Below are 21306 nucleotides of genomic sequence, written 5' to 3' on the forward strand. Positions count from 1 at the left end.
GTTCTCAGTGATGATATTGGCATTCTCTTTTTCTGCAAGTAATGTATCCAGCGTGAACGACTTCACCGAAACCTCGTCGGGTATCCCGCTCGAGCCGGTCTACGGGCCGGACGACCGGGGTGCCGAGCCGCCTGCGCCGGGCCAGTTCCCCTTCACCCGAGGCAATTTCGCCACCGGTTATCGGGGCCGGTTGTGGACGTTCCGCCAGTACTCCGGATTCGGTACCGCGGAGGAATCCAACAGGCGGTACCGCTATCTCCTCGAGCAGGGCGGCACGGGGTTGTCGGTGGCACTCGACCTCCCCACCCAGTGCGGTTACGACTCCGACGACCCGGAGGTCGGTGAGGAAGTGGGCCGCGTCGGCGTCGCCGTCGACACGCTGGCCGACGCCGAGATCCTGTTCGAGGACATCCCGCTCGACAAGATCAGTACGAGCTTCACCATCAACGGCACGGCGGCCATCCTGCTGGCCTTCTACGTTGCCGCCGCCGAGCGCAAGGGCGTGCCGAGGGAGAAGCTCACCGGCACCATCCAGAACGACATCCTCAAGGAATACGCATCGCGGGGAACGTGGATCTGGCCACCGGAACCGTCGCTGCGGCTCATCGCCGACACCATCGAGTTCTGCGCTGCCGAGGTTCCGCGCTTCAACGCGATCTCGGTCGCCGGCGCGCACTTCCGCGACGCGGGCGCCAACGCGGTGCAGGAGATGGCATTCACCCTCGCGGACGGCGTGACCTACTGCGACACCGTCCTCGAGCGCGGCCGGATGACCATCGAGCAGTTCGCCCCGCAGATCTCGTTCTTCTTCTACACCCACGGTGACTTCTTCGAGGAGATCGCCAAGTACCGCGCCGGACGCCGGCGCTGGGCGACGATCGTCCGCGAACGTTACGGCGCGACCACCGACAAGGCGTCGATGTTCCGTTTCGGCTGCGTGGCCGGGGGCGCGTCGCTCTACGCGCCGCAGGCCCAGAACAACCTGGTGCGGGTCGCTTACGAATCCATGGCCTCTGTTCTCGGCGGTGTGCAGTCGATGTTCACCGCGGCGTGGGACGAGCCCTTCGCTCTGCCCAGTGAGGAATCGGCGACCCTGGCTCTGCGTACCCAGCAGATCCTCGCGTACGAGACCGGCGTGACACGCGTGGCCGACCCGCTGGGCGGTTCGTACTTCGTCGAAGCCCTCACCGACGCAACCGAAGAACGCATCATCGAGATCATGGCCGACCTGGAAGCACACGGCGGAATGGTTCGTGCCATCGAGGATGGTTACCTGCAGGGACTGATCGCGGACGAGGCGTACAAGACCCACAAGGAGATCGAGGGCGGTGAGCGTCCCGTGGTCGGCGTCAACAAGTTCGTTTCCGACGAACCCGCACCGGAGATCTCGACGTACGAACTCGATGCCCTCGGGCGCGAGATGCAACTCGAACGCCTCGCGAAAGTGAAGGCGGAACGCGACGCCGAGGCCGTACGCACCACCCTCGCCGAATTGTCCCGCGCCGCGGAAGGAACCGAGAATCTGATGCACCGCCTGATCGACTGCGCCAACGCGTATTGCACCGTCGGAGAGATGGTGTCCGCGCTCAAGAACGTCTGGGGCGAGTTCCAGCAGCCGGTGGTGTTCTGATGAGCGCCCGCATCCTCGTTGCCAAGCCCGGTCTCGACGGGCACGATCGCGGCGCCAAGATCGTCGCCCGTGCTCTCCGCGACGCCGGATTCGAAGTGATCTACACGGGCATCCGCCAGAAGGTCGAGGACATCGTCTCCATCGCGGTGCAGGAAGACGTCGCGGTGGTCGGCCTCAGCATCCTTTCGGGCGCCCACGTCGCGCTCACCACGAAGGTCGTCGAGCAACTCCGTGCGGCCGACGCGGGCGATATCGCCGTGATCGTCGGCGGCACGATTCCGCAGAGCGATGTGCCCAAGCTTCTCGCCGCGGGCGCAGCGGCCGTGTGTCCCACCAGTACTCCGCTGGATGTCCTGGTCGACGAGGTCCGGAAACTGACGGGCACGGCTGCGCCGCTGTGACGACGCGCGGCACCCACACAATCGAGTTCGGGAAGTTGGAGGAATCGTGCGTATCGGAGTGATGGTCGGCCCGGAGCAGGGTGATACCGCCCGCAAGGTCGACCGCATGCTGAAAGACGTCGAATGGGCGGAAGCCGCAGGATTCGACACGGTGTGGGTTCCGCAGATCCCCACAGATTTCGACGCCCTCACTGCGGTTGCGTTGATGGGCACGAGGACCAGCCGCATCGAGATCGGCACGGCGGTCGTGCCGCTCCAGGCGCAACATCCGATCGCACTGGCCCGGCAATCGCTGTCGACGCACGCCGCTCTGAACGGGCGGCTCGCGCTGGGTGTCGGTCCGTCGCACCACTGGATCGTGGAAGACATGCTGGGACTCTCCTACGACAAGCCGGCCAAGTACACCCGCGATTACCTCGAAGTGCTCAACGCGGCGCAGCACGGACCGGGCTCGGTGGACGTGGAGAACGACACGTTCACGGTGCACAACCCGCTCGATATCGCTCCGGTGGCACCCATGCCGATCCTGGTCGCCGCGCTCGGACCGGTGATGCTCCGGATCGCGGGCGAACACACCGACGGCACGATTCTGTGGATGGCCGACGAGCGCGCGATCGGCGAGCACGTCGTCCCGCGCATCACCAAGGCCGCCGCGGAGCCGGACGACCCGAACCGCGGGTCGTCGCGGGTGTGCCGGTGTGCCTGTGCGCGCCCGACGAGGTGGACATCGCCCGCGAGCGCGCCAACCGCATCCTCGCGGAAGCGGAGATCTCGCCGAACTACCAGCGTCTGCTCGAGCAGGGCGAGGCGAAGGACATCGGCTCTATGGCGATCGTGGGTGACGAAGAGGCGATTCTCGCCGGGTTCCGCCGCTACCGCGACGCCGGCGTCACCGACCTGTCGATGCGTCTGCTGCCGATCGGCAACACCCGCGACGAACTGGTCGCATCGAAGTACCGCACCCGCGAGGTGGTTGCCGAGCTCGCCAAGGAACTGCGGTGACCCAGGAAGATCCGAATGCGGGTCCCCTGGCTGGGATCCGCATTCTCGAGGTCGGCCACATCCTCGCCGGCCCCTACGCCACGATGATGCTCGCCGACCTCGGTGCCGAGGTGACGAAGATCGAACCGCCCACCGGCGACCTCTCCCGTCAGGTGAGCGACGCGTACTTCGCGAGTCTCAACCGCGGCAAGCGCAGTATCTGCCTGGACCTCTCGTCCGACGAGGGGCAGCAGAAGCTCGGCGAACTCGCGGTCGGAGCGCACGCCTTGCTGGTCAATCTCAAGCCCTCGGCGATCCGCAGATTCGGCCTGACCTACGACGCGCTGCGGTCCCACAACGACAAGATCGTGTGTGTCGCGCTCACCGGATACGGCCTGAACTCCGGGGACGATCCCGCCTTCGATTACGTCATCCAGGCGGTCACGGGCGTCGCGTCCCTGACCGGTGATCCCGACGGGCCGCCGACGCTGCCCGGCTATTCCGCGGCCGACAACTCGACAGGGCTGACCGCCGCGCTGGGTCTGCTCGCGCAGATCGTGTCCGGTCGCGGTGGGCAACTCGATGTCTCGCTGCGTGACGTGATGCTCTCGCAGCTCAACTACCGTGCGTCCGCGTACCTCAACGAGGGCAGCGAGCCACGACGGATGCCCAACGGCGCGCACTCGTATTACGTTCCCGCACAGCTGTTCCCAACCTCCGAAGGAACTCTGGCGCTGTTCATCACCCACGACGGCTTCTGGCGGACGTTCGCCGCAGAGGCTGGCATCGAGGGGTTCGGGACGATGGCCGAGCGCGCGAGTCGCCGCGACGAGGTGCTCGAGGTCGTCACTGCTGTGCTCGCCCGCGATACCGCGTCGGGCTGGGAACGCCGGCTTCGTCCACTGGGGGTGCGGCCGCCGCGGTGCGCTCCTTGCCCGACGCACTCGAGGCGACACCGGAGGCGATCGTCACCGCCGGTGATTTCCGTCTGGTGGGCAACCCGATCCGCGTGGAGGGATACGAACCTCGGTACGGCCCGCCGCCTCGTCTGGGGGAGCACGACAAGGCACCCGCACCGCCGCTCTGACATTTGCTCGCCGAAAAGTGATCTGCTCGGGGAACTTCCCGAGCAGATCACCTTTCGGCGCGCAGATCGAGTGCAGCTACTCGTACCGGACCTTGATGTCGTTGCTGTCGGGCACCGCCTGGCAGGTGAGGATGTAGCCGTCGGCGATCTCGTCGTCGCTGAGGGCATCGTTCACGCGCATCGTCGCGCTGCCGTCGACGATCTTGGCGATGCAGGTCGCGCAGTTGCCGGCCTCGCAGGAGAACGGCGGTGCCAGACCGGCGCGCCGTGCGCTTTCGAGAAGGGTCTCCCCGGGGTGGCGCGGCACCGAGACCCGCTTGCTTCCCAGCCGGATCGACACGGTGCCCTCGATCTTTGCCGGTACGGCCACGGGTGCTTCGGTCGCCTCCACGAGCACGTCGGCGACGAGGATCGGTTCGGCTGCGCTTCCGAACCGCTCGCTGTAGACCTGGCCGCTGCCGCTCAGTGCGATCTCGATCATGTCCATGAACGCTTCCGGACCGCACACGTAACTGTCGGCGGCGGTGTCGGACCCGACGAAGGCCGCGACGAACGCGGGATCGAGCAGTCCGCTCTCGTCGTCGTAGTGCCGGACGACCTCGAGCCGGTCCGGATACCTGGCTACGAGTTCGGTGAGGACCGTTTCGAAGATCGCGGACGGACGGTCGCGGTCGGCGATGAGCAAGCGGACACGACGATCGGTGGACGCGAGGGCGCTTTTGGCGAGCGAGAGGATCGGGGTGATGCCGCTTCCGCCCGCGAACCCGAGTACTGCACCCTCGGCCGGCCTGAGCAGGAAAGTGCCGGCGGGCCGAGTGATCTCGACGGCGTCACCTTCGGAGACGTTGTCGTGGAGCCAGTTCGAGACCGACCCGTGGGGTACTCGCTTGATGGTGATCATCATCTCGGAGTCGGTCTCCGGAGCACTCGACATCGAATACGACCGGTAGAGGACGGTTCCGTCGACCGTCACCTTGAACGTGCAGAACTGCCCCGACCGATAGGTGAAGGGTCCGTCGTCCGGGGCGAGCACGTAGGTGCGGGCGTCGTCCGTCTCCTTCACGATCCGGGTCACGGTCGCGCGCTGAAACAGTGGTGGTCTCGCCATGGACCGTCTCCTCCTGGTATTAGTATTCTGCTAAGTGGAGAGTACTATTCTCACTCATGAGAGGGAAACCTCTCATCATGAATCCCATACGCGAGAGAGCCCCATGACAGAGCCCGCCGTGCTGGCATTCGAGGATCGCGAGTTCACACTCGCCGATCTCGACGCGTGTGCCGACGGCATCGCCCACCGGCTTCGCGCCCACGACGTCGGTATCGGCGACCGGGTCGCGCTCATGTCGTCGAACCGTCCCGAGTTCGTCGCCGCCGTGCGAGCCATCTGGCGGCTCGGCGCCGTGGTGGTGCTCATGAGCCCGTCGTGGAAGCGCACCGAGGTGGACCACGCATTCGGTCTCACCGACCCGGTGGCCGCGGTGGGAGACGCCGCCGTACTGGCCGAGGCTGTCGCCGACCACGACGCGTCCGTCCCGATGCTGCACCTCGACGGGCCCGACCCCATCGCAGTCCCGTCCGGTTTCGCCTTCCCGCGCGTGGACCGGGACTCCGATGCGGTGCTCGTGTTCAGTTCCGGCACCACCGGCCTGCCCAAAGCGGTCAGGCACACCCATGCGTCTTTCGGTGCCGCCGTCGCGCACTGGCGGGATGCGCTCGCGCTCACGTCGGCCGACCGCATCCAGATCGTCACCCCGCCGTCGCACATCCTCGGCCTGCTCAACATCGTGACCGCGCTCGAAGCCGGCACCTGGATGCGACTGCATCGCCGGTTCGACCTCGAGACCATGCTGCGGCACATCGAGCGCGACAGGATCACCGTCGAGATGGCAGTCGCGCCCATCGCCCTGGCCATCGCGTCGTATCCCGGCCTCGAATCGCTCGATCTGTCCTCGCTCCGATACATCATGTGGGGAGCAACCCCCGTCACCCCGAGCGTCGCCGAAGCGGTCACGCGCCGCACGGGCGTGCCGTGGGTTCCCGCCTACGGCGCCAGCGAAGTACCGGTCATCGCGTGCAACCCCGTCGACGGCGCACGTCTCGACAGTGTGGGTCGTGCGGTGCCCGGCGTGGACCTGCGTGTGGTCTCGCTCGACACCGGCGAACCGGTGGCTCCCGGTGAACGCGGTGAGATCCAGGTGAAATCGCCGTCCCTGATGGCCGGGTACCTTCCCGCCGACGCGACCGCCGATGCGTCGAGCGACGGGTGGTACCGCACGGGCGACGTCGGGTCCGTCGACGACGACGGATGGGTCCGCATCACCGACCGATCCAAGGAAATGATCAAGGTCAAGGGCTTTCAGGTCGCTCCCGCCGAAGTCGAGGCCGTACTGCACGGCCACCCGGCCGTGGCCGACTGCGCCGTCTTCGGCGTCGCCGACGAGGCCGCGGGCGAAGCGGTGGTCGCGGCGGTCACCACCTGCGCCACCGCGACACTCGACTCCGACGAGGTCATCACCTACGTCGGCGAGCGACTCGCGTCCTACAAGCGTCCCGGCCGCGTGATCTTTGTCCCCGAAATTCCCCGCTTGCCCTCCGGCAAGGTGTTGCGCCGACTACTCGAGGAGCGCCATGGACGTACGTCTGACGAATGAACAACAGCAGTTGCGAGATGCTGCCGCCAGGCTGGCCGACGACCTGGGCCCGGGATCGGTCCAGGACCTCGACGACGCGGCGCGCCGCGCACGACTGGAGAAGACCGTCGACTCGACGGGCTGGCGTTCGCTGCGCTCGGACGGCGCCTCCGGCGTCGAGGTGGCAATCGTCGCCGAGGAATTCGGACGCGGGCTCGTCGACGTGCCGTTCCTCGGACCGATCCTCGCGGACGATCTGCGACGCCACGTCGCCGAGGACCAGCAGACGTGGGCAATCGCGATCGGTGACGACGCGTTCGACGCACACGGACTGGAGCAGGCCCTGGTCGTCCGCGGCACGACAGTGCTGTCGGCGGAGATCGGTGAGCCAGCACCCGGCGCCGATCTCACCCGTGGGTTCGCCACTCTCACGGAGCCGTACACCGCGATCGGAGATCTGGACGCCGAGCCCATCGAACGCGGATATGCCCTCGCACTCGTCGCGACCTGCGCGGATCTCGTCGGGACATCGCGGGGAGCGCAGAGCGTCGCTGTCGAGTACGCCAAGCTGCGCGAGCAGTACGGCAAGGCGATCGGGTCGTATCAGGCCGTCGCGCACCTGCTCGCCGAGAGCCAAGCACTGATCGAAGGATCGATCAGCGTGCTGCGGCACGCCGCCTGGGCCGTCGACGAACTCGCTCCGGACGAAGCCGTGCGCGCCGCACGCATCGCGAAGATCTACTGCGCGCGGGCGGCACGGACCGTCTGCGAGACCGCCGTCCAGGTGCACGGCGGCATCGGTAACACCTGGGAGTGCATCGAGCACGTCTATCTGCGGCGGACGCTGACGTCCACCGAACTGTTCCCCGTGAGCCTGGAGGAGATCGACCTTGGACTTTCGTGACTCGCCGGACGAAGCAGCCTTCCGCGACCGCCTGCGCACCTGGCTCGCCGGCGTAGCCGGTACGTTCCCCACCTCGGGCGACGAATACTGGGCGCGCCAGGGCGAATGGCATCAGGCGCTGTACGGAGCGGATTCTTCGGACTGTCCTGGCCGAAAAAGCACGGCGGGCAAGATCTGCCACCCGTCTACGACGTGATCCTCGACGAGGAACTGGCCATCGCGGGCGCGCCGCCGCGTCCCAGCCTCGGTTACCTCGTCGTCGGTCTCGGACACCACGGCAGCGAAGAACTCTGCGACCGTTTCCTTGCCGGCATGATCAACGGAACCGAGCGGTGGTGTCAGGGATTCAGCGAGCCCGGCGCCGGCTCCGACCTCGCGTCGCTCACCACGACGGCGACCCAGGACGGTGACGAGTACGTCCTGCACGGCCACAAGGTCTGGACGAGCTCCGACGTGGCCGACTGGTGCCTGCTGCTCGCGCGCACCGATCCGAATGCGCCACGGCACAAAGGTATTTCCGCGTTCATCGTGGACATGCACCAGGACGGGATCGAACAGCGGCCCCTGAAGATGATCAGCGGCGTCACCAAGGAGTTCGGCCAGGTCCTCTTCGACGGTGCGAGGGTGCCCGCCGACCGGATGGTGGGTGCGCCCGGCGAAGGATGGCGGGTCGCGATGACGGTCGTCGGCCACGAACGCGAACCGTCGACGCTCGGCTTCGCAGCGCGCTACGGCAAGCTCGTGCGTCAGCTCGCCGCTCGCGTCGACGGCCGGCCCCCGGAAGATCTGGCTTGGGCCGCAGTGCAATCGGAGATGCTGCGGCTGCATGTGCGACGCCGGTTGTCCGAACAGCTCGACGGCGTCTCACACGGGTCGGAGGGCTCGCTCGACAAGCTGCTCATGACGTGGGTCGACCAGTCGGTCGGACACGCGGCATTGTCCGTGGCCGGCACCCGCGATCCCGAACTGCTGGGGTCGTACATGTACAGCCGGGCACAGAGTGTCATGGGCGGCACCTCGCAGATCCAGAAGAACATCATTGCTTCGCGAATCCTCGGATTGGGGGTCTGACATGTACGACATGCCCGACGAAATCGACGTCAGGGCCGATGGTTCCCTGCGGATCATCACCCTCAACCGGCCCGACGACCTCAACGCCGTCAACGATCCCCTGCACGAGGGACTGGCCCGCTTGTGGCCGCGCCTGAGCGCCGACCGGGACGCGCGTGCTGCCGTGATCACCGGTGCGGGCCGCGCATTCTCCGCCGGCGGCGACTTCGCCTACCTCGCCGAACTGGCGAAAGATGCGGACCTGCGCGCGAAGACGATCGCCGACGGCCGCGAGATCGTGCTGGGCATGGCACGGTGCCGGGTTCCCGTGGTCGCGGCGGTCAACGGTCCGGCCGTGGGTCTGGGCTGCAGCCTGGTGGCGCTCAGCGACATGGTCTACATGGGTGAGAAGGCGTACCTGGCCGACCCTCATGTTCAGGTCGGCCTGGTCGCGGCGGACGGTGGCCCTCTGACGTGGCCTCTCCAGATCAGCTTGCTGCAGGCCAAGGAGTTCGCGTTCACCGGCCAGCGGGTTTCAGCACAGCGGGCCTGCGAACTCGGGTTGGCGAACCACGTCGTCGCCGACCCGCTGAGCGAAGCGCTCGCCTGTGCCAAGCGCATCTCGGAACAACCGCAGAAGGCGATCGAAGCCACCAAGAGATTGCTCAACATCCATCTCGAACGGGCCGTGCTCGCGACACTCGACTACGCGATGAGTGCCGAGGAGATGACGTTCCAGAGCGCGGACTTCCAGTCCAACATCGCAAAGCTGACTGCCGCGAAGTCCTGATCCGGCGGGCATCGATACGGGCACCGGGCACCGAGCATCCGGTGCCCGTCTCGAAGCGTCTATTATCGCCGGACCAGAACGACAAGGAGATCAACAATGCCGGTTGCCGACCGAGGTGATTCTTGATCGATCGCCTGCGTTCGCTACCTGGATTCCACCCCGATCTGCGGTGGATCGCGCTGCTTGCACCCCGCCGGACGGTCACGTCTCGGTCGCTGCCGGTACTGCGCACTCTCACTCGAGCCATCCGTGGCAACGACCCGGACGTCTATGTGCTCGAACCCGGTGTCGCCGTCCGCTGGTTCCGGCCGTCGACCGCTCGGAGCGACGAACCGGGACCCGCCTTGCTCTGGATCCACGGCGGTGGATACGTGTTCGGACGCGCCGCCCAGGACGACGCACTGTGCCGCAGGTTCGCCGAAGAACTCGGAGTCTCGGTGGCGTCGGTCGAGTACCGGCTTGCGCCGGAGCATTCGTATCCGGTTCCGGTCGAGGACTGCAGCCGGATCTACGAGTGGCTGACGCGGCGTCCGGATGTGGACGCCTCGCGGATTGCGATCGGCGGAGCGAGCGCCGGCGGGGGACTTGCTGCCGCGCTCGCATTCCGGGCCCGTGACCGGGAGATCCCGCCGCCGGTCTTCCAGTTGCTGGTGTACCCGATGCTCGACGACCGCACCGGCACCGGACCGCGACACACCCGTTTGTGGGACGAGAGGTCGAATCGGTTCGGGTGGGAAAGCTACCTCGGCGCGGCCGATCGGAGCGAAGCAGTTCCGGCACGGCGTGACGACCTCGGGGATCTTCCTCCCACCTGGATCGGTGTGGGTTCGCACGATCTGTTCTTCGCGGAGAACCGCGAGTACGCCGACCGGTTGGCGTCGGCGGGTGTGCCGTGCGGATTTCACATCGTCGAGGGCGCATTCCACGGCTTCGATCTCGTCGCGTCGAGAACGCGTGTGGCGCAAGGTTTCTTCGACGAGCAGTGTGCCGTGCTGGCCACCGCGTTGGGGGTGCGGCCCACCCGGGGCGGCCTCGAGGAGTACTGAGCCGCAGGCGAAGCACGCAGGGCGAGGACGCTGTCGCGTCCCCGCCCGTCGCAAAGGGGTGTTCGTCGCCCCCGCAGTTCGTGATGGCGCTATACGCGCGGCTTGGAGTATTCCGATTGCAGCGCGAGGATACGCATCTTCGGGATCGGACCGTAGCTCAGTGAGTCGGACATGTTCAACTGCTTTGCCGCTGCGGCCGCGTGCACGGTTGTCCTTGGCGGCCTGTGGGTCACCCTCGAGTTCGTAGATCGTGACCGACGGTCCGCCGTCGGGGTCGGCCGGCGCCAGGCGGATGGCGCCGACGAATCCGTCGAGGGCCACCACCTCGGGGATATGGACCTCGTCGTACCACCGATTGAATTCCTCGAGACGCTCGGGGTGAGAGGGATGGGATTCGACGAGCAGGTAGTTCTTCATACGTTCACTTTCTGCGAGAAGTATTGCCGGATAGGAACATCAGACCCGTACGACCCAGCCGCCGTCGATGTTGAGGGTGTGGCCCGTGACCCAGTCGCTGCCGGACGAGACCAGGTACAGAAGGCCGGGAATCAACTCTTCGGGTTCACCGAAGGGGAACGGGATGGCGTGCTTCACCATCTCCTTGAGTTCGGGCGGCGACGCGATCGATCCGGCCTCGGTGTTGACCATGCCCGGTGCGATCGCGTTGACGCGGATACCGAACGGTGCCAGTTCGCGCGCCAGTGACACGGTCATGCTCACCAGGCCCAGCTTGGTGATGCCGTATGCCTGCGCGGCCATGAAGGCGCCGCTCGACGACTGGTTCACGATCTTGCCGTAGCCGCGCTCCTTCATATAGGGAACAACGGCGCGGCTGCAGAGCAGGGGACCGGTGAGGTTGACGGCGAGCGTGCGGTTCCAGAGGTCTATTTCCATGGTGGTGAGAGAGCCCTCGCCGACCACTTCGGCCATCAGTCCGGCATTGTTCACCAGGATGTCGACGGACCCGAAGTGCGAGGCCGCCGTGGCCGCCATCTCGCGGGTGCTCGTTTCGTCGCGGACGTCGACGGCGAGGGCCAGCGCGCGATGACCCTCGGCCGTCAGCTCGTCGGCAGCCGTTGTCGCGGAATCGATGTTGACGTCCGCAAGCACCACGGCTGCGCCGGCTTCGGCGAGTGCCCGGGAGTAGGCCCGCCCGATGCCGCCTCCTGCGCCGGTCACGATGGCGACCTTGCCATCCAGCTGCGGAGTATCTGTCATGTCGTGTTTCCTTTTCGGTCGGCGGCAGCCGCTTAGGACTGGGCGAGCTCGTAGCGGCGGCGGTACTCGGTCTTGGACGTTTCGCTGATGTCGACATCCGTGGCGCGGGCGCGAAGAGCACCGACCGTCGCCTGCTCACGAGGGATGTGGGCGAACGGGTCCCAGTCGAAGAACCGCGCGGCGTTGCCGAACGTGATCTTGTCGATCTCCTCGTCGGTACAGGACGCTCGATCCAGCTCGGCTTTCAGGACTTCCGGTGAGTTCGGCCAGGTCGAGTCCGAGTGCGGGTAGTCGCACTCCCACGCAATGGTGTCGATCCCCAGATGGTCGCGGTTGTTCAGTCCACTCGGTTCGGTGATGTAGCACGCCAGGAAGTTGCTGCGCCACACGTCGGTTGGCGTCATGCCCTTGGGCAGGAAGCTCGCTCCCGTCCAGGACTGGTTGACGATGTGCCGCTCGAGGCGGTCGAGCCACGGCGCCGCCCAGCCCACACCGCCCTCGCTCATCGCGACCTTGAGATTCGGGAACTTCCGGAAGGCTCCGCTGAGCATGATGTCGGTGGCGGCGATGGTGGAGATCAGCGGTGTCAGCATCAACATGTCGTCGATGTCGAAACCGTCGGGCCGCTTGACCAGGTTGATTCCCCCGCCGATGTGCAGGCTGAGCACGATGTTGTGGTCGACGCAGGCCTTGAAGATCGGGTCCCAGTAGCCGGACTTGAAGTCGGGAAATCCTTCACCGACGCCGTAGGGGGTTTCGGGGATGCTGATCGAGCGGCATCCCATGGCGGCGAGCCGCGCGATCTCCTCGACGGATTCGTCGACGTCGAAGAACGGGATGATGCCGAGCGGGATGAATCGTCCGACGACGATCGCGGAGCTACCTTCTACCTGCATCTCGATTGCTCTTCTTGCAACTGCGGCTCTGCACCTGTGAGAATAGTGTTCTCATGAACCTAAGCATGATTCTAGAAATGGCCGCAAGCAACGGTGATCGGGCGGTGGCGACCGTCGGCGATCGAACGCTCACTGCCGCGCGCCTCGACACTCTGGCGCGCCGCGCAGCCGTCGGCTTCCGGAATCATCCGGCGGTCCTGTATTCGGGAGCGAACCATCTCGCGTACCCCGTGGCTCTGTTCGGTGCGGCTCTGGCAGGTGTGCCGTTCGTTCCTCTCAACTACCGACTCGGGGAGCAGCAACTCACCGCGTTGAAGGATCGGCATCCGGGTGCGCTCGTCCTCGAGGAGTCCGACCTCGATGCGCTCACCGACGACGCACTCGGCGAAGTCGACACGTCCGACCTGGAAGGCCAGTGGGACGGCGACGCGGTCGCGGCGATCATCTACACGAGTGGGACGACGTCGGATCCGAAGCCCGCAATCCTGCGGCACCGCCATCTGCTGGCCTACGTTCTCAACACGATGGAGTTCGCCACGGCCGCCGAAACCGACGCGTCGCTCGTGTCGGTCCCGCCGTACCACATCGCGGGCCTGACCAATCTCCTGTCGAACTTCTACACGGGACGCAGGGTGGTGTATCTCGCCGCCTTCGACCCGAAGGTGTGGCTCGACACCGTCCGTCGCGAGAACGTCACGCATGCCATGCTCGTGCCGACGATGCTCGCGCGCATCGTCGCCGAACTCGGTGACGGCGAAGCGGATACCCCCTCGCTCGCCAGCATTGCCTACGGCGGCTCACGAACGCCGCGCCCGGTCCTCGAGCACGCACTGCGGGCGTTCCCGCACACGGGATTCGTCAATGCCTACGGCCTCACCGAGACCGCCTCGTCCGTCGCGGTGCTCGGCCCCGACGATCACCGGATCGCCTTCGCCTCGGCCGATCCCGCGATCCGTGAACGTCTCGGTTCCGTCGGACGTCCGCTGCCCGGCATCGAGATCGAGATCCGCACCGAAGACGGAGAGCCGGTGGAACCGGGTCACAGCGGCCTGATCTACGTTCGCGGGGAACAGATCTCCGGCGAATACGGCAACCGCAGCGTCCTCGACAGCGAGGGCTGGTTCTCCACCCGCGACCTCGGGCACCTCGACAGCGACGGCTACCTGTATGTGGAGGGCCGGTCCGACGACACCATCATCCGGGGCGGTGAGAACATCGCCCCCGCCGAGATCGAGGACGTGCTGCTTGCGCACCCCGGGGTCACCGAAGCTGCCGTCATCGGAGTTTCCGACGCAGAGTGGGGTCAGCGCCTCGTCGCCGTACTCGTCGGCTCCGCAGACCCGGACGAAGTTCGCCGATGGGTCAAGGACCGGCTGCGCTCGTCCAAGACGCCGGACACCATCGTGTTCCGCGACGAGCTTCCGAAGACCGAAACAGGAAAACTTCTGCGCCGCAACCTACTCGCCGAACTGGAGAACACCCATGCCTGAAGCCGTCATAGTCTCTGCCCTGCGTACCCCGATCGGTACCGCCATGAAGGGCACGCTCCGTGACACCACCGCATTCGAACTCGCCCACCACGTGGTGTCGGCCACCGCCGAGGACCTCGACAAGAGCCTCATCGACGACGTGATCCTCGGTGAGGGCCTGTACGGCGGCGGCGTGATCGCACGTCATGCCGCACTCACCTCCGGGCTCGTCTCCGTACCCGGGCTGTCCCACAACCGGCACTGCGCAGCCGGTCTCGCCGCGGTGCAGACCGCCGCGGCAGGAATCCGTGCCGGTATGGATCAGCTCGTGATCGCCGGAGGCGTGAACTCCGCCTCCACCTCCCCGAGGTCGATGGTCTGCAACGGCGACGAGTGGGTGCCGTGGATGTCGCCCACCCACCCCGACCAGCCCGACGCACCCAACCGCGACATGTCCATCACGGTCGGCTGGAACGCCGCAGTGAAGGCGGGGGTGACCCGAGAAGAGATGGACGCCTGGGCATTCCGTTCGCATCAGATGGCACTTCGGGCCATCGACGAGGGACGTTTCAAAGAAGAGATCGTTCCCATCGAGACCCCGCACGGACTGTTCTCCGTCGACGAGCATCCCCGCCGCGACACCAGCCTCGAGAAGCTCGCCTCGCTGAAGGTGCTGCACCCCGAGATCGAGGGCTTCGGCATCACCGCGGGCAACTCCAGCGGCGGTAACGACGCCGCGGCGGCACTCGCCATCGCCAGCAGCGACCTCGGCCTGCCCGCGCTCGGCACTGTCCGCGCCTGGGCCTCGGTCGGCGTGGATCCGGCGATCACCGGACTTGCTCCCGTCGAGGCGATCCCCAAGGCCCTCGCACGCGCGGGCCTGTCCATCGCCGACGTCGATCTCTTCGAGATCAACGAAGCGTTCGCCGCGCAGTGCGTCGCGTGCATCAAGTTGCTCGACCTCGACCCCGAGAAGGTCAACACCAGCGGCAGCGGTTGCTCCCTCGGTCATCCCGTCGCGGCGACCGGTGCGCGCATGCTCGTGACACTCGTCTACGAACTGCGCCGTCGCGGCGGCGGCATCGGTGTCGCGGCAATGTGCGCGGGCGGAGGCATGGGCTCGGCCACCGTCATCGAGGTACCCGCGCCTTGAGTGGTCCCGGCACGGCGAACATCGCCGATCTGCTCACTGCGGCGCGCGGAGGGTCTCAGCGCGCCGCAGGGCGGCTGCTGAGTCTGGTCGAGAGCCCACGTCGCAACGAAGTGCTCGAGGCTCTGGGTCCGGCAACCACCCGGGTGGTCGGTGTCACCGGCCCACCCGGGGCAGGTAAGTCCACCACCGTCGGCGCGATGGTCGCCGGTTACCGGGCACGCGGGCTACGGGTCGCGGTCCTGGCGGTGGATCCGTCGTCGCCGTACAGCGGCGGGGCCCTCCTCGGTGACCGCATCAGGATGGCCGAGCACGTCCACGACCGTGACGTGCTCATCCGATCCGTCGCCTCACGTGGACATCTCGGTGGGCTTGCGGCTGCGGTGCCGGCTGCGATCCGCCTCCTCGCCGCCCTGGCCTACGACATGATCGTGCTCGAGACAGTGGGCGTCGGGCAGTCGGAGATCGAGATCGCCTCGGTCGCCGATCCCACGGTGGTGATACTCAATCCCGGCGGGGGAGACACCGTTCAGGCTGCGAAGGCAGGACTGCTCGAAGTTGCCGACATTCTCGTGGTCAACAAGGCGGACCGGGAGGGGGCGGATCAGGCCGTCCGGGATCTCCGGACCGAGGCGAAGGTGCCGATCCTCAAGCTCGTCGCGTCGGCCGGGGCCGGAATCCCGGAGTTGCTCGACGCCATCGAGGCGCACCAGCGCGCAGATACCCCGGAACGACGGAGTGCGCGCGCCCAGGCTCAGGTTCTCTCCCTTGCGCACACGCTGCTCCGTACGCATCCCGCGCTCGGGGACCTGGCGGATTCGGTCGCGGACGGTAGCAGTGACGCGTACGCGGCCGCAGAACAGTTGATCTTCGGCGCCGCTGCGGTTCCCCGCGGACCGGTCAGCTGAACTCGGGAACGATCAGGGGCAGTTCGACGGTGGTCCGGATGCCGGGCGCCGCCGCACACACCGCGGAAATCGCGTTGACCGCGCGGTTGGCCGTGTACGACGGCGACACCTCGCTCATCCGCTCGGGGGGAACGGGGAACCGCATCTCGATATCGAGGGGAGCGTCGCCGTCGACGGAGATGTGCCACCCGGTCGAATGAAGATCCCAGTCCGCGTCGAGATCGTCGGTGCAGTACCAGGTGGGCCGGAACCGCATGAGTTCCCTGCCGTTCTTCATGCCGGACACGGTGATCCGCTGTGCTGCAACGGTACCGGCGTCGATGGTTCCGGCCGCTATGGTGACGGCTCTGCGTGCGAGCGCGACCTCACCGGACGCTACGATCGAGTCGAGGGAGAGTCCGAGTGCGTCGGCCAGCGCCGAGAGGGACGGGCCGAAATTCGACTGTACGTGGGCGAGGCGGAAATCCGCGAAGTCTCCGGCCGGCCCGCCGAACCCCATGACCTCGAACAGGATTCCGGGTGAATTGCGTTGCGACAGATCGGCGTACTCGTCGATGGCCAGGTGCTCTAGACGACGCTGGATGGACGCGAGGACGAGGGGCACGGCTTCGGTGATGAAACCCGGACTGCTTCCGGTGCTGTGGATCGAGGTACCACCCAGCGCGCACGCCTCCTCGACGGCAGCACGTAGCGCCGGATCCATCGTCCTCGGATGGTGGAATTCTCCACGTGTGGTGACGACGTCCGTTCCCGACGCGAGGATCCGGCAAACTTCGTCGAGGTCGAATCTCAGCGGCATGTACAAGACACAATCGGCGCCCAGAGCCAGGACGTCGTCGATGTTCCCGGTGGCGGGCACGCCCACCGTGTCGCGTCCGCACAACTCCCCGGCGTCACGGCCGACCTTGTCATCGCTGTGAACGTACACGCCCGCAAGGGTGAGGGCGGGGTGGTCGATCACCGCCCGCAGTGCGCGTGTGCCGATGTTGCCGGTGGCCCATTGAACCACCCGCAGAGGACGGGACTCTTCCACTTCACACCTCGTTCTCGACGGGTATCACGCGAAAAGGGTTGCAACGAGACCTATCCGGGAAGACGAACGAGAGCTTCCTGCGCGTACGAGGCGACGAGGCTGCCGCCCTCGGTGAGCACGTCGCCACGGCCGAAGCAGCGACCGTGGGTCAGTACGGGACTGTGCTGGCGCAGCAACAGCCATTCGTCGCTGCGGAAGGGGCGGTGGAACCAGAGATTGTGCGAGGTGACCGCCGAGGTGAACTTCGTTCCGTTGCCGGTGTGATCGAAGCCTTCGATGCCGAGCAGAGCGGTACCGATGAGATTGAGGTCGGTCGCGTACGCGGTGAGCGCGGGCGCGAAAAGAGAGTCGACTTCCGGTGTGCGCATCCACATCTCGAACTCCGGGGCGGACACGCCGGAATCTGCGAGATCCGTCGTCGTGCGGGTCTCCCACGGGATCAGCGAGTATTCGGTACGGGTGTCGGCCGGCAGGACTCCGGGCACGGCATCGGCGGTCTGGAGGTCGGGGCCTTCTTCGTGCGCGTGCATGGACACCGACGCGGTCGCGAGAACGCCGCGGGACTGCCGTGCGACCGCTGTCAGAGTCGCGAAGGAACGACCTTCGTGCTGCCGGGTGACCTCGTATCGCACGGGCTCGTCCGCACGACCTTCACGCGCGAACACCGCGTGCAGCGATTTGATGCGCTTTTCGGGGCAGGAGAGTTGCGCGGCGCGGACGAACTGCCCGAGAAGTTGCCCCCCGAACAACCGGTGGTACTCCAGTTGCAGGTTGGCACCGTCGAAGAGCGCGACCTCGTTTCGGTCGTCGTCCGAGGGGCATGCGCGTAGGTCGAGGCAGGCGAGGAGATCGTTCCAGAGCTCGGGCACACGCCGAGTGTAAGCGAACTGCTCAGCTTTGAGAATACCGTTCTCGTCAGCGGGCAGCGAATCCTTCGGAGCAGAAGGTCCAGACTTCTTCGGCGGTGATCGCGCGTGCCGTGTCGTCGCCACCGCTGGACTGTGCGATGAACATCACGGTCTGCATCGTCATGGCAGCCATGCGCTTCGGGTTGGCGCCCTCGCGCATCTTGCCGGCGGCCGCGACCTTTTCCATGAGCTCGGTGAACAGTGCAAGCATCGCCGCGTGCGCGACCTTGACCTCGGCCGGATGCGTGAGCAGCAGCTGAGGAGCGAAATCGGTGAACAGGGGACGCTGTGCAGTCGGGTCCGGGCGCGACGACTCGAAAAGCAATTCGACGGCGACGCGAAGCTGGTCGAGGGGGTCGTCCTCACCCGCTGCGGCGGCACGGATCTGGTCGGCCGAGCGGCCGAGTGCGTCCTCGAACAGGGCGAGCAGAAGCTCGTGCTTTCCGTCGAACTGCAGGTAGAAGCTCCGGAGTGACTGCTTCGACCGGTCGACGACTTCCTGGACGGTGAAGTCGGTACTTCCCTTTTCGGTGATGATCGCCTGAGCAGCGTCGAGGAACCGCTGCACGCGCTGTTCGGCGCGCAGTTTGGCGGTCCGAATGGACCGCTCCACTGCCCGCTGCTTCCAGGCCGGCTCTTCGCTGGGGCCGGTCACCGCTCGAGCTGCGCTTCGTCACGTGGGGTGGACATAGGTGCACTGTACTAGAGGGTAGGGAAGATTCGAGGTAACGACTGCACCCTCCCGTCGGGACGAGAGACTCTTACTATCCTCACGAGAGAATGATATTCTCGCACCATTGTGCATCACAGCACTGGCAAGGAGGCATGCCGGAATGCTCTTCGAGTTCGACTCCGATCAGCAGTTGTGGCAGAAAACTGTCCGCGACGTAACGGCGAAAGAGTGTCCACCCACTCTCGTACGTGCCGTGGTCGACAGCGGCGCCGATCCGGCACCGCTGTGGAAGACCTACCTGGAAATGGGATGGACCGAACTGGCCGATCCCGAGGCGGCGGTCGAACTCGCCATCGTCGTCGAGGAACTCGGCCGGGCAACCGACCCGACTCCCTTTCTCTCGACGACCACCCAGTACGCGCCACTCGCGGGAGTGAGCGGACCGGATCACGCCGGAGCGGCCGTATACGACGGCGTCAAAGCGTATCGGGACTCGTCAGGGTGGACCCTGCACGGCACGGCACTGCGGGTGCTCGACGGCGACAGGGCGGAGCGACTCGCCGTGGCCACCGAAACCGGTGTCTTCACGGTCGCGGCCGACAAGGTCACCGCGCGTCGAAGTGCTGTATTCGATCCGGTGCTCCACGTCGCGGATGTCACCTTCGACGCCGTGCGCGTCGATGATCCCCTCACGGGCATCGACGTCGAGAGGGCGCGCCACATCGCCCTCACCGGTCTGGCCTTGTCCACAGTCGGTGCGTGCCAGCGTGTTCTGGACCTCGCGCTCGACCACGTGCGCAACCGCCAACAGTTCGGTGTGCCCATCGGGTCGTTCCAGGCGGTCAAGCACCGGGCGACCGACATGCACGTCGCCATCCAGCGCGCTCGCGCACTCGCCTACTTCGCCGCACTGACCGTCGCCGAGAACGACCCGCGCCGCAGACTTGCGGCATCGATGGCGAAAGCTGCTGCGGGAGAATGCCAATCCCTCGTGTTTCGCAGCGGCCTGCAATTGTTCGGCGCCATGGGATTCACCTGGGAGAACGACCTTCAGTTCGCGCTCAAGCGCGCCCGGGCCGCCGAGCACATGCTCGGTTCCGCGTCGGAGCACCGGGCGCTGATCGCCGAGGAGTACCGTGCAACTTTCGTTTGATGCCGACGTCGAGGAATTCCGCGCCGAGTTCGTGGCGTTCCTCGACGAGAACCTGCCCGACGAGTCGGAGGCCGGCGAGCGCGCACGCTCGAGTGCCGATGTTCCGGAGTGGGCGCGACGCTGGCAGCGCACACAGTTCGACCACGGCTGGTTGCTGCCCGCCAACCCCCCGGAGTTCGGCGGCCGGAACGCGACGATCCTGCAGCAGTACGTCCACCTCGAGGAATTGTCGAAGAGGCGGATCTATCACAGCTTCAATCCGCAGGGACTCGGAATCATTGCGGCGTCGTTGTTGTCGTTCGGATCCGAGGACCAGAAGAAGAACTGGGCAGTTCCCATCCTGCGAGCCGAGATCACGGCTGCGCTCGGAATGAGCGAACCCGGCGCCGGGTCCGACCTCGCGTCGCTACGCACCCGTGCGGTCCTCGACGGCGATCACTTCGTCGTCAACGGACAGAAGGTCTGGACCTCCGGTGCTTCACGATGCCGACGTTCTCCTCACCTTCGTGCGGACCGATCCCGACGCCCCCAAGCACAAGGGCATCAGTGTCCTGCTCATTCCGACCGACACCCCGGGTGTCGTGCGGCGACCGTTCCCTTCGATAGCTGACGGCGTCGACCGGGATTTCAACGAGGTGTTCTTCACCGACGTCCGAGTCCCGGCCGAAAACCTCCTCGGTGAGCTGAACGGTGGCTGGAAGGTCGCCAACGGCTCGCTCGGCCACGAGCGGACGCTGCTGTGGCTGAGTTTCTCCGATCGGTTGCAGGATCTCGTCGAGGATTTCCGCCCGCAGACTGTGCTCGATCGCGATCGGTTCGCAAGTCTCGTCATGGACCATCAGGCACTGAAGCTTCTCGGTTCGGCTGCGCTGGTGCGTGAGTCGCGCGGAAGCCAGGATGTGCCGGCCCTGTCGGTACTCAAGCTGCTCGGGTCCGAAGCGGTGCAGAACGGTGCGGAGTACGCGCTCGACGCAGCGGGCAGCGACGGCCTCGCCCATCCCGCCACCACATCGGCGTATGTGCCGTGGAATCTCGACAACTTCTCGTCCAGCTGGTTCGAACGCTTCGTCAGGAGCTTCGCCGGCACCATCGCCGGCGGCACATCGGAGATTCGGGCTTGTCCCAGGGTCCGAACAGGCCTGAGCGCAGAACGCGTTCGATGGGCTTGACCATATTGAGGTCTTTCGGCGGTGCCATGCCGCCCCAGGAGGAGATCATCGAGTGCGGGGGCTGGAGGTCGTAGTGCAGCGCCTCGTAGCCGTAGCCGGCGAGTTTTTCGGCTTCTTCCTTGACCGCTTGCTTCATGTGCAGGATCGGTGCGTGGTAGAACTCGGCGAAGGCGTCGATGAACAGTTTCCAGTTGGCGCCGATTTCGGAGC

16 protein-coding genes and 5 pseudogenes are annotated in these 21306 nt (G+C 66.2%); 14 read left to right on the forward strand and 7 right to left on the reverse strand.

Features of this window, described 5'->3' with window-relative positions:
• The first annotated feature begins 10 nt into the window (after window positions 1–10).
• The 4 genes and pseudogenes from AC0B44_RS10595 to AC0B44_RS10610 all read left to right on the forward strand — a co-directional run bounded on the left by AC0B44_RS10595 (window position 11) and on the right by AC0B44_RS10610 (window position 4099).
• The gene (locus AC0B44_RS10595; protein ID WP_471902845.1) at window positions 11–1630 is read left to right on the forward strand and encodes a methylmalonyl-CoA mutase family protein; all 1620 of its coding nucleotides are present in this window, start codon (window positions 11–13) and stop codon (window positions 1628–1630) included.
• Window positions 1630–2031, forward strand: a complete 402-nt coding sequence (locus AC0B44_RS10600) for a cobalamin B12-binding domain-containing protein (protein ID WP_169621987.1) — start codon at window positions 1630–1632, stop codon at window positions 2029–2031. Before AC0B44_RS10595 ends, AC0B44_RS10600 begins: the two co-directional genes overlap by 1 nt.
• A 46-nt stretch (window positions 2032–2077) precedes the next feature.
• A pseudogene (locus AC0B44_RS10605) lies at window positions 2078–3033 on the forward strand (LLM class F420-dependent oxidoreductase).
• A 59-nt stretch (window positions 3034–3092) separates the two neighbouring features.
• A pseudogene (locus AC0B44_RS10610) lies at window positions 3093–4099 on the forward strand (CaiB/BaiF CoA transferase family protein).
• A gap of 76 nt (window positions 4100–4175) precedes the next feature.
• Here AC0B44_RS10610 and AC0B44_RS10615 read toward each other — a convergent pair.
• Window positions 4176–5207, reverse strand: coding sequence for a 2Fe-2S iron-sulfur cluster-binding protein (locus tag AC0B44_RS10615; protein WP_471902846.1), 1032 nt, complete (start codon window positions 5205–5207; stop codon window positions 4176–4178).
• 103 nt (window positions 5208–5310) lie between these two features.
• Between AC0B44_RS10615 and AC0B44_RS10620 the strand changes: the two genes are divergently transcribed.
• The 5 genes and pseudogenes from AC0B44_RS10620 to AC0B44_RS10640 all read left to right on the forward strand — a co-directional run bounded on the left by AC0B44_RS10620 (window position 5311) and on the right by AC0B44_RS10640 (window position 10519).
• Window positions 5311–6750 carry a class I adenylate-forming enzyme family protein gene (locus tag AC0B44_RS10620; RefSeq protein WP_471902847.1) on the forward strand — a complete coding sequence of 480 codons (1440 nt, stop codon included), beginning with the start codon at window positions 5311–5313 and terminating at the stop codon, window positions 6748–6750.
• Complete coding sequence (locus AC0B44_RS10625; RefSeq protein ID WP_471902848.1) at window positions 6728–7633, forward strand: acyl-CoA dehydrogenase family protein; 906 nt, start codon at window positions 6728–6730, stop codon at window positions 7631–7633. Before AC0B44_RS10620 ends, AC0B44_RS10625 begins: the two co-directional genes overlap by 23 nt.
• Window positions 7620–8704 (forward strand): annotated as a pseudogene (locus tag AC0B44_RS10630) (acyl-CoA dehydrogenase family protein). Before AC0B44_RS10625 ends, AC0B44_RS10630 begins: the two are co-directional and overlap by 14 nt.
• A gap of 1 nt (window position 8705) precedes the next feature.
• On the forward strand, window positions 8706–9473 hold the full coding sequence (locus tag AC0B44_RS10635; RefSeq protein WP_471902849.1) for an enoyl-CoA hydratase/isomerase family protein: 768 nt from the start codon (window positions 8706–8708) through the stop codon (window positions 9471–9473).
• 122 nt (window positions 9474–9595) lie between these two features.
• Window positions 9596–10519: an alpha/beta hydrolase gene (locus AC0B44_RS10640; RefSeq protein ID WP_471902850.1), complete on the forward strand. Its 924-nt coding sequence runs from the start codon at window positions 9596–9598 to the stop codon at window positions 10517–10519.
• A 456-nt stretch (window positions 10520–10975) separates the two neighbouring features.
• On the opposite strand, the gene AC0B44_RS10645 is transcribed toward AC0B44_RS10640, so the two are convergent.
• Both AC0B44_RS10645 and AC0B44_RS10650 read right to left on the reverse strand, forming a co-directional pair.
• Window positions 10976–11737, reverse strand: coding sequence for an SDR family oxidoreductase (locus AC0B44_RS10645; protein ID WP_471902851.1), 762 nt, complete (start codon window positions 11735–11737; stop codon window positions 10976–10978).
• 32 nt (window positions 11738–11769) lie between these two features.
• Entirely contained in the window at window positions 11770–12639 is an 870-nt protein-coding gene (locus AC0B44_RS10650) for an amidohydrolase family protein (protein WP_471902866.1), read from the reverse strand.
• A 47-nt stretch (window positions 12640–12686) separates the two neighbouring features.
• On the opposite strand from AC0B44_RS10650, the gene AC0B44_RS10655 reads away from it, so the two are divergent.
• Genes AC0B44_RS10655 through meaB form a run of 3 tightly spaced genes read left to right on the forward strand, consistent with a single transcriptional unit; the run spans window position 12687 to window position 16160 of the window.
• Window positions 12687–14123: a class I adenylate-forming enzyme family protein gene (locus AC0B44_RS10655; RefSeq protein ID WP_471902852.1), complete on the forward strand. Its 1437-nt coding sequence runs from the start codon at window positions 12687–12689 to the stop codon at window positions 14121–14123.
• Window positions 14116–15255 (forward strand): thiolase family protein, encoded by a 1140-nt coding sequence (locus tag AC0B44_RS10660; protein ID WP_471902853.1) that lies wholly within the window; start codon window positions 14116–14118, stop codon window positions 15253–15255. Before AC0B44_RS10655 ends, AC0B44_RS10660 begins: the two co-directional genes overlap by 8 nt.
• A complete protein-coding gene (gene meaB, locus AC0B44_RS10665; RefSeq protein ID WP_471902854.1) occupies window positions 15252–16160 on the forward strand; it encodes a methylmalonyl Co-A mutase-associated GTPase MeaB in 909 nt (302 codons plus the stop codon). The genes AC0B44_RS10660 and meaB overlap by 4 nt, the downstream gene beginning before the upstream one ends.
• On the opposite strand, the gene AC0B44_RS10670 is transcribed toward meaB, so the two are convergent.
• From AC0B44_RS10670 to AC0B44_RS10680, 3 genes are read right to left on the reverse strand one after another with little or no spacing between them, the layout of a single operon-like run.
• On the reverse strand, window positions 16153–17193 hold the full coding sequence (locus tag AC0B44_RS10670) for an NAD(P)H-dependent amine dehydrogenase family protein (RefSeq protein ID WP_471902855.1): 1041 nt from the start codon (window positions 17191–17193) through the stop codon (window positions 16153–16155). The genes meaB and AC0B44_RS10670 overlap by 8 nt on opposite strands.
• A 50-nt stretch (window positions 17194–17243) precedes the next feature.
• On the reverse strand, window positions 17244–18062 hold the full coding sequence (locus tag AC0B44_RS10675) for an acyl-CoA thioesterase (RefSeq protein WP_471902856.1): 819 nt from the start codon (window positions 18060–18062) through the stop codon (window positions 17244–17246).
• A 46-nt stretch (window positions 18063–18108) separates the two neighbouring features.
• Window positions 18109–18756 (reverse strand): TetR/AcrR family transcriptional regulator, encoded by a 648-nt coding sequence (locus tag AC0B44_RS10680; RefSeq protein ID WP_378529079.1) that lies wholly within the window; start codon window positions 18754–18756, stop codon window positions 18109–18111.
• 178 nt (window positions 18757–18934) lie between these two features.
• Between AC0B44_RS10680 and AC0B44_RS10685 the strand changes: the two genes are divergently transcribed.
• Window positions 18935–19927, forward strand: coding sequence for an acyl-CoA dehydrogenase family protein (locus AC0B44_RS10685; protein WP_471902857.1), 993 nt, complete (start codon window positions 18935–18937; stop codon window positions 19925–19927).
• Window positions 19911–21096: pseudogene (locus tag AC0B44_RS10690) on the forward strand (acyl-CoA dehydrogenase family protein). The gene AC0B44_RS10685 and the pseudogene AC0B44_RS10690 overlap by 17 nt, the downstream one beginning before the upstream one ends.
• Here the strand turns inward: AC0B44_RS10690 and AC0B44_RS10695 are convergent.
• Window positions 21038–21306 (reverse strand): annotated as a pseudogene (locus AC0B44_RS10695) (SRPBCC family protein); the annotation flags it as partial. The pseudogenes AC0B44_RS10690 and AC0B44_RS10695 overlap by 59 nt on opposite strands.

This window comes from Rhodococcus sp. NPDC019050, assembly GCF_055664235.1.

Coding starts and splice junctions, on each gene's coding strand:
- AC0B44_RS10595 (WP_471902845.1), top strand. CDS start 11: ATGATATTGGCATTCTCTTTTTCTGCAAGTAATGTATCCAGCGTGAAC.
- AC0B44_RS10600 (WP_169621987.1), top strand. CDS start 1,630: ATGAGCGCCCGCATCCTCGTTGCCAAGCCCGGTCTCGACGGGCACGAT.
- AC0B44_RS10615 (WP_471902846.1), bottom strand. CDS start 5,207: ATGGCGAGACCACCACTGTTTCAGCGCGCGACCGTGACCCGGATCGTG.
- AC0B44_RS10620 (WP_471902847.1), top strand. CDS start 5,311: ATGACAGAGCCCGCCGTGCTGGCATTCGAGGATCGCGAGTTCACACTC.
- AC0B44_RS10625 (WP_471902848.1), top strand. CDS start 6,728: ATGGACGTACGTCTGACGAATGAACAACAGCAGTTGCGAGATGCTGCC.
- AC0B44_RS10635 (WP_471902849.1), top strand. CDS start 8,706: ATGTACGACATGCCCGACGAAATCGACGTCAGGGCCGATGGTTCCCTG.
- AC0B44_RS10645 (WP_471902851.1), bottom strand. CDS start 11,737: ATGACAGATACTCCGCAGCTGGATGGCAAGGTCGCCATCGTGACCGGC.
- AC0B44_RS10655 (WP_471902852.1), top strand. CDS start 12,687: ATGAACCTAAGCATGATTCTAGAAATGGCCGCAAGCAACGGTGATCGG.
- AC0B44_RS10660 (WP_471902853.1), top strand. CDS start 14,116: ATGCCTGAAGCCGTCATAGTCTCTGCCCTGCGTACCCCGATCGGTACC.
- AC0B44_RS10685 (WP_471902857.1), top strand. CDS start 18,935: ATGCTCTTCGAGTTCGACTCCGATCAGCAGTTGTGGCAGAAAACTGTC.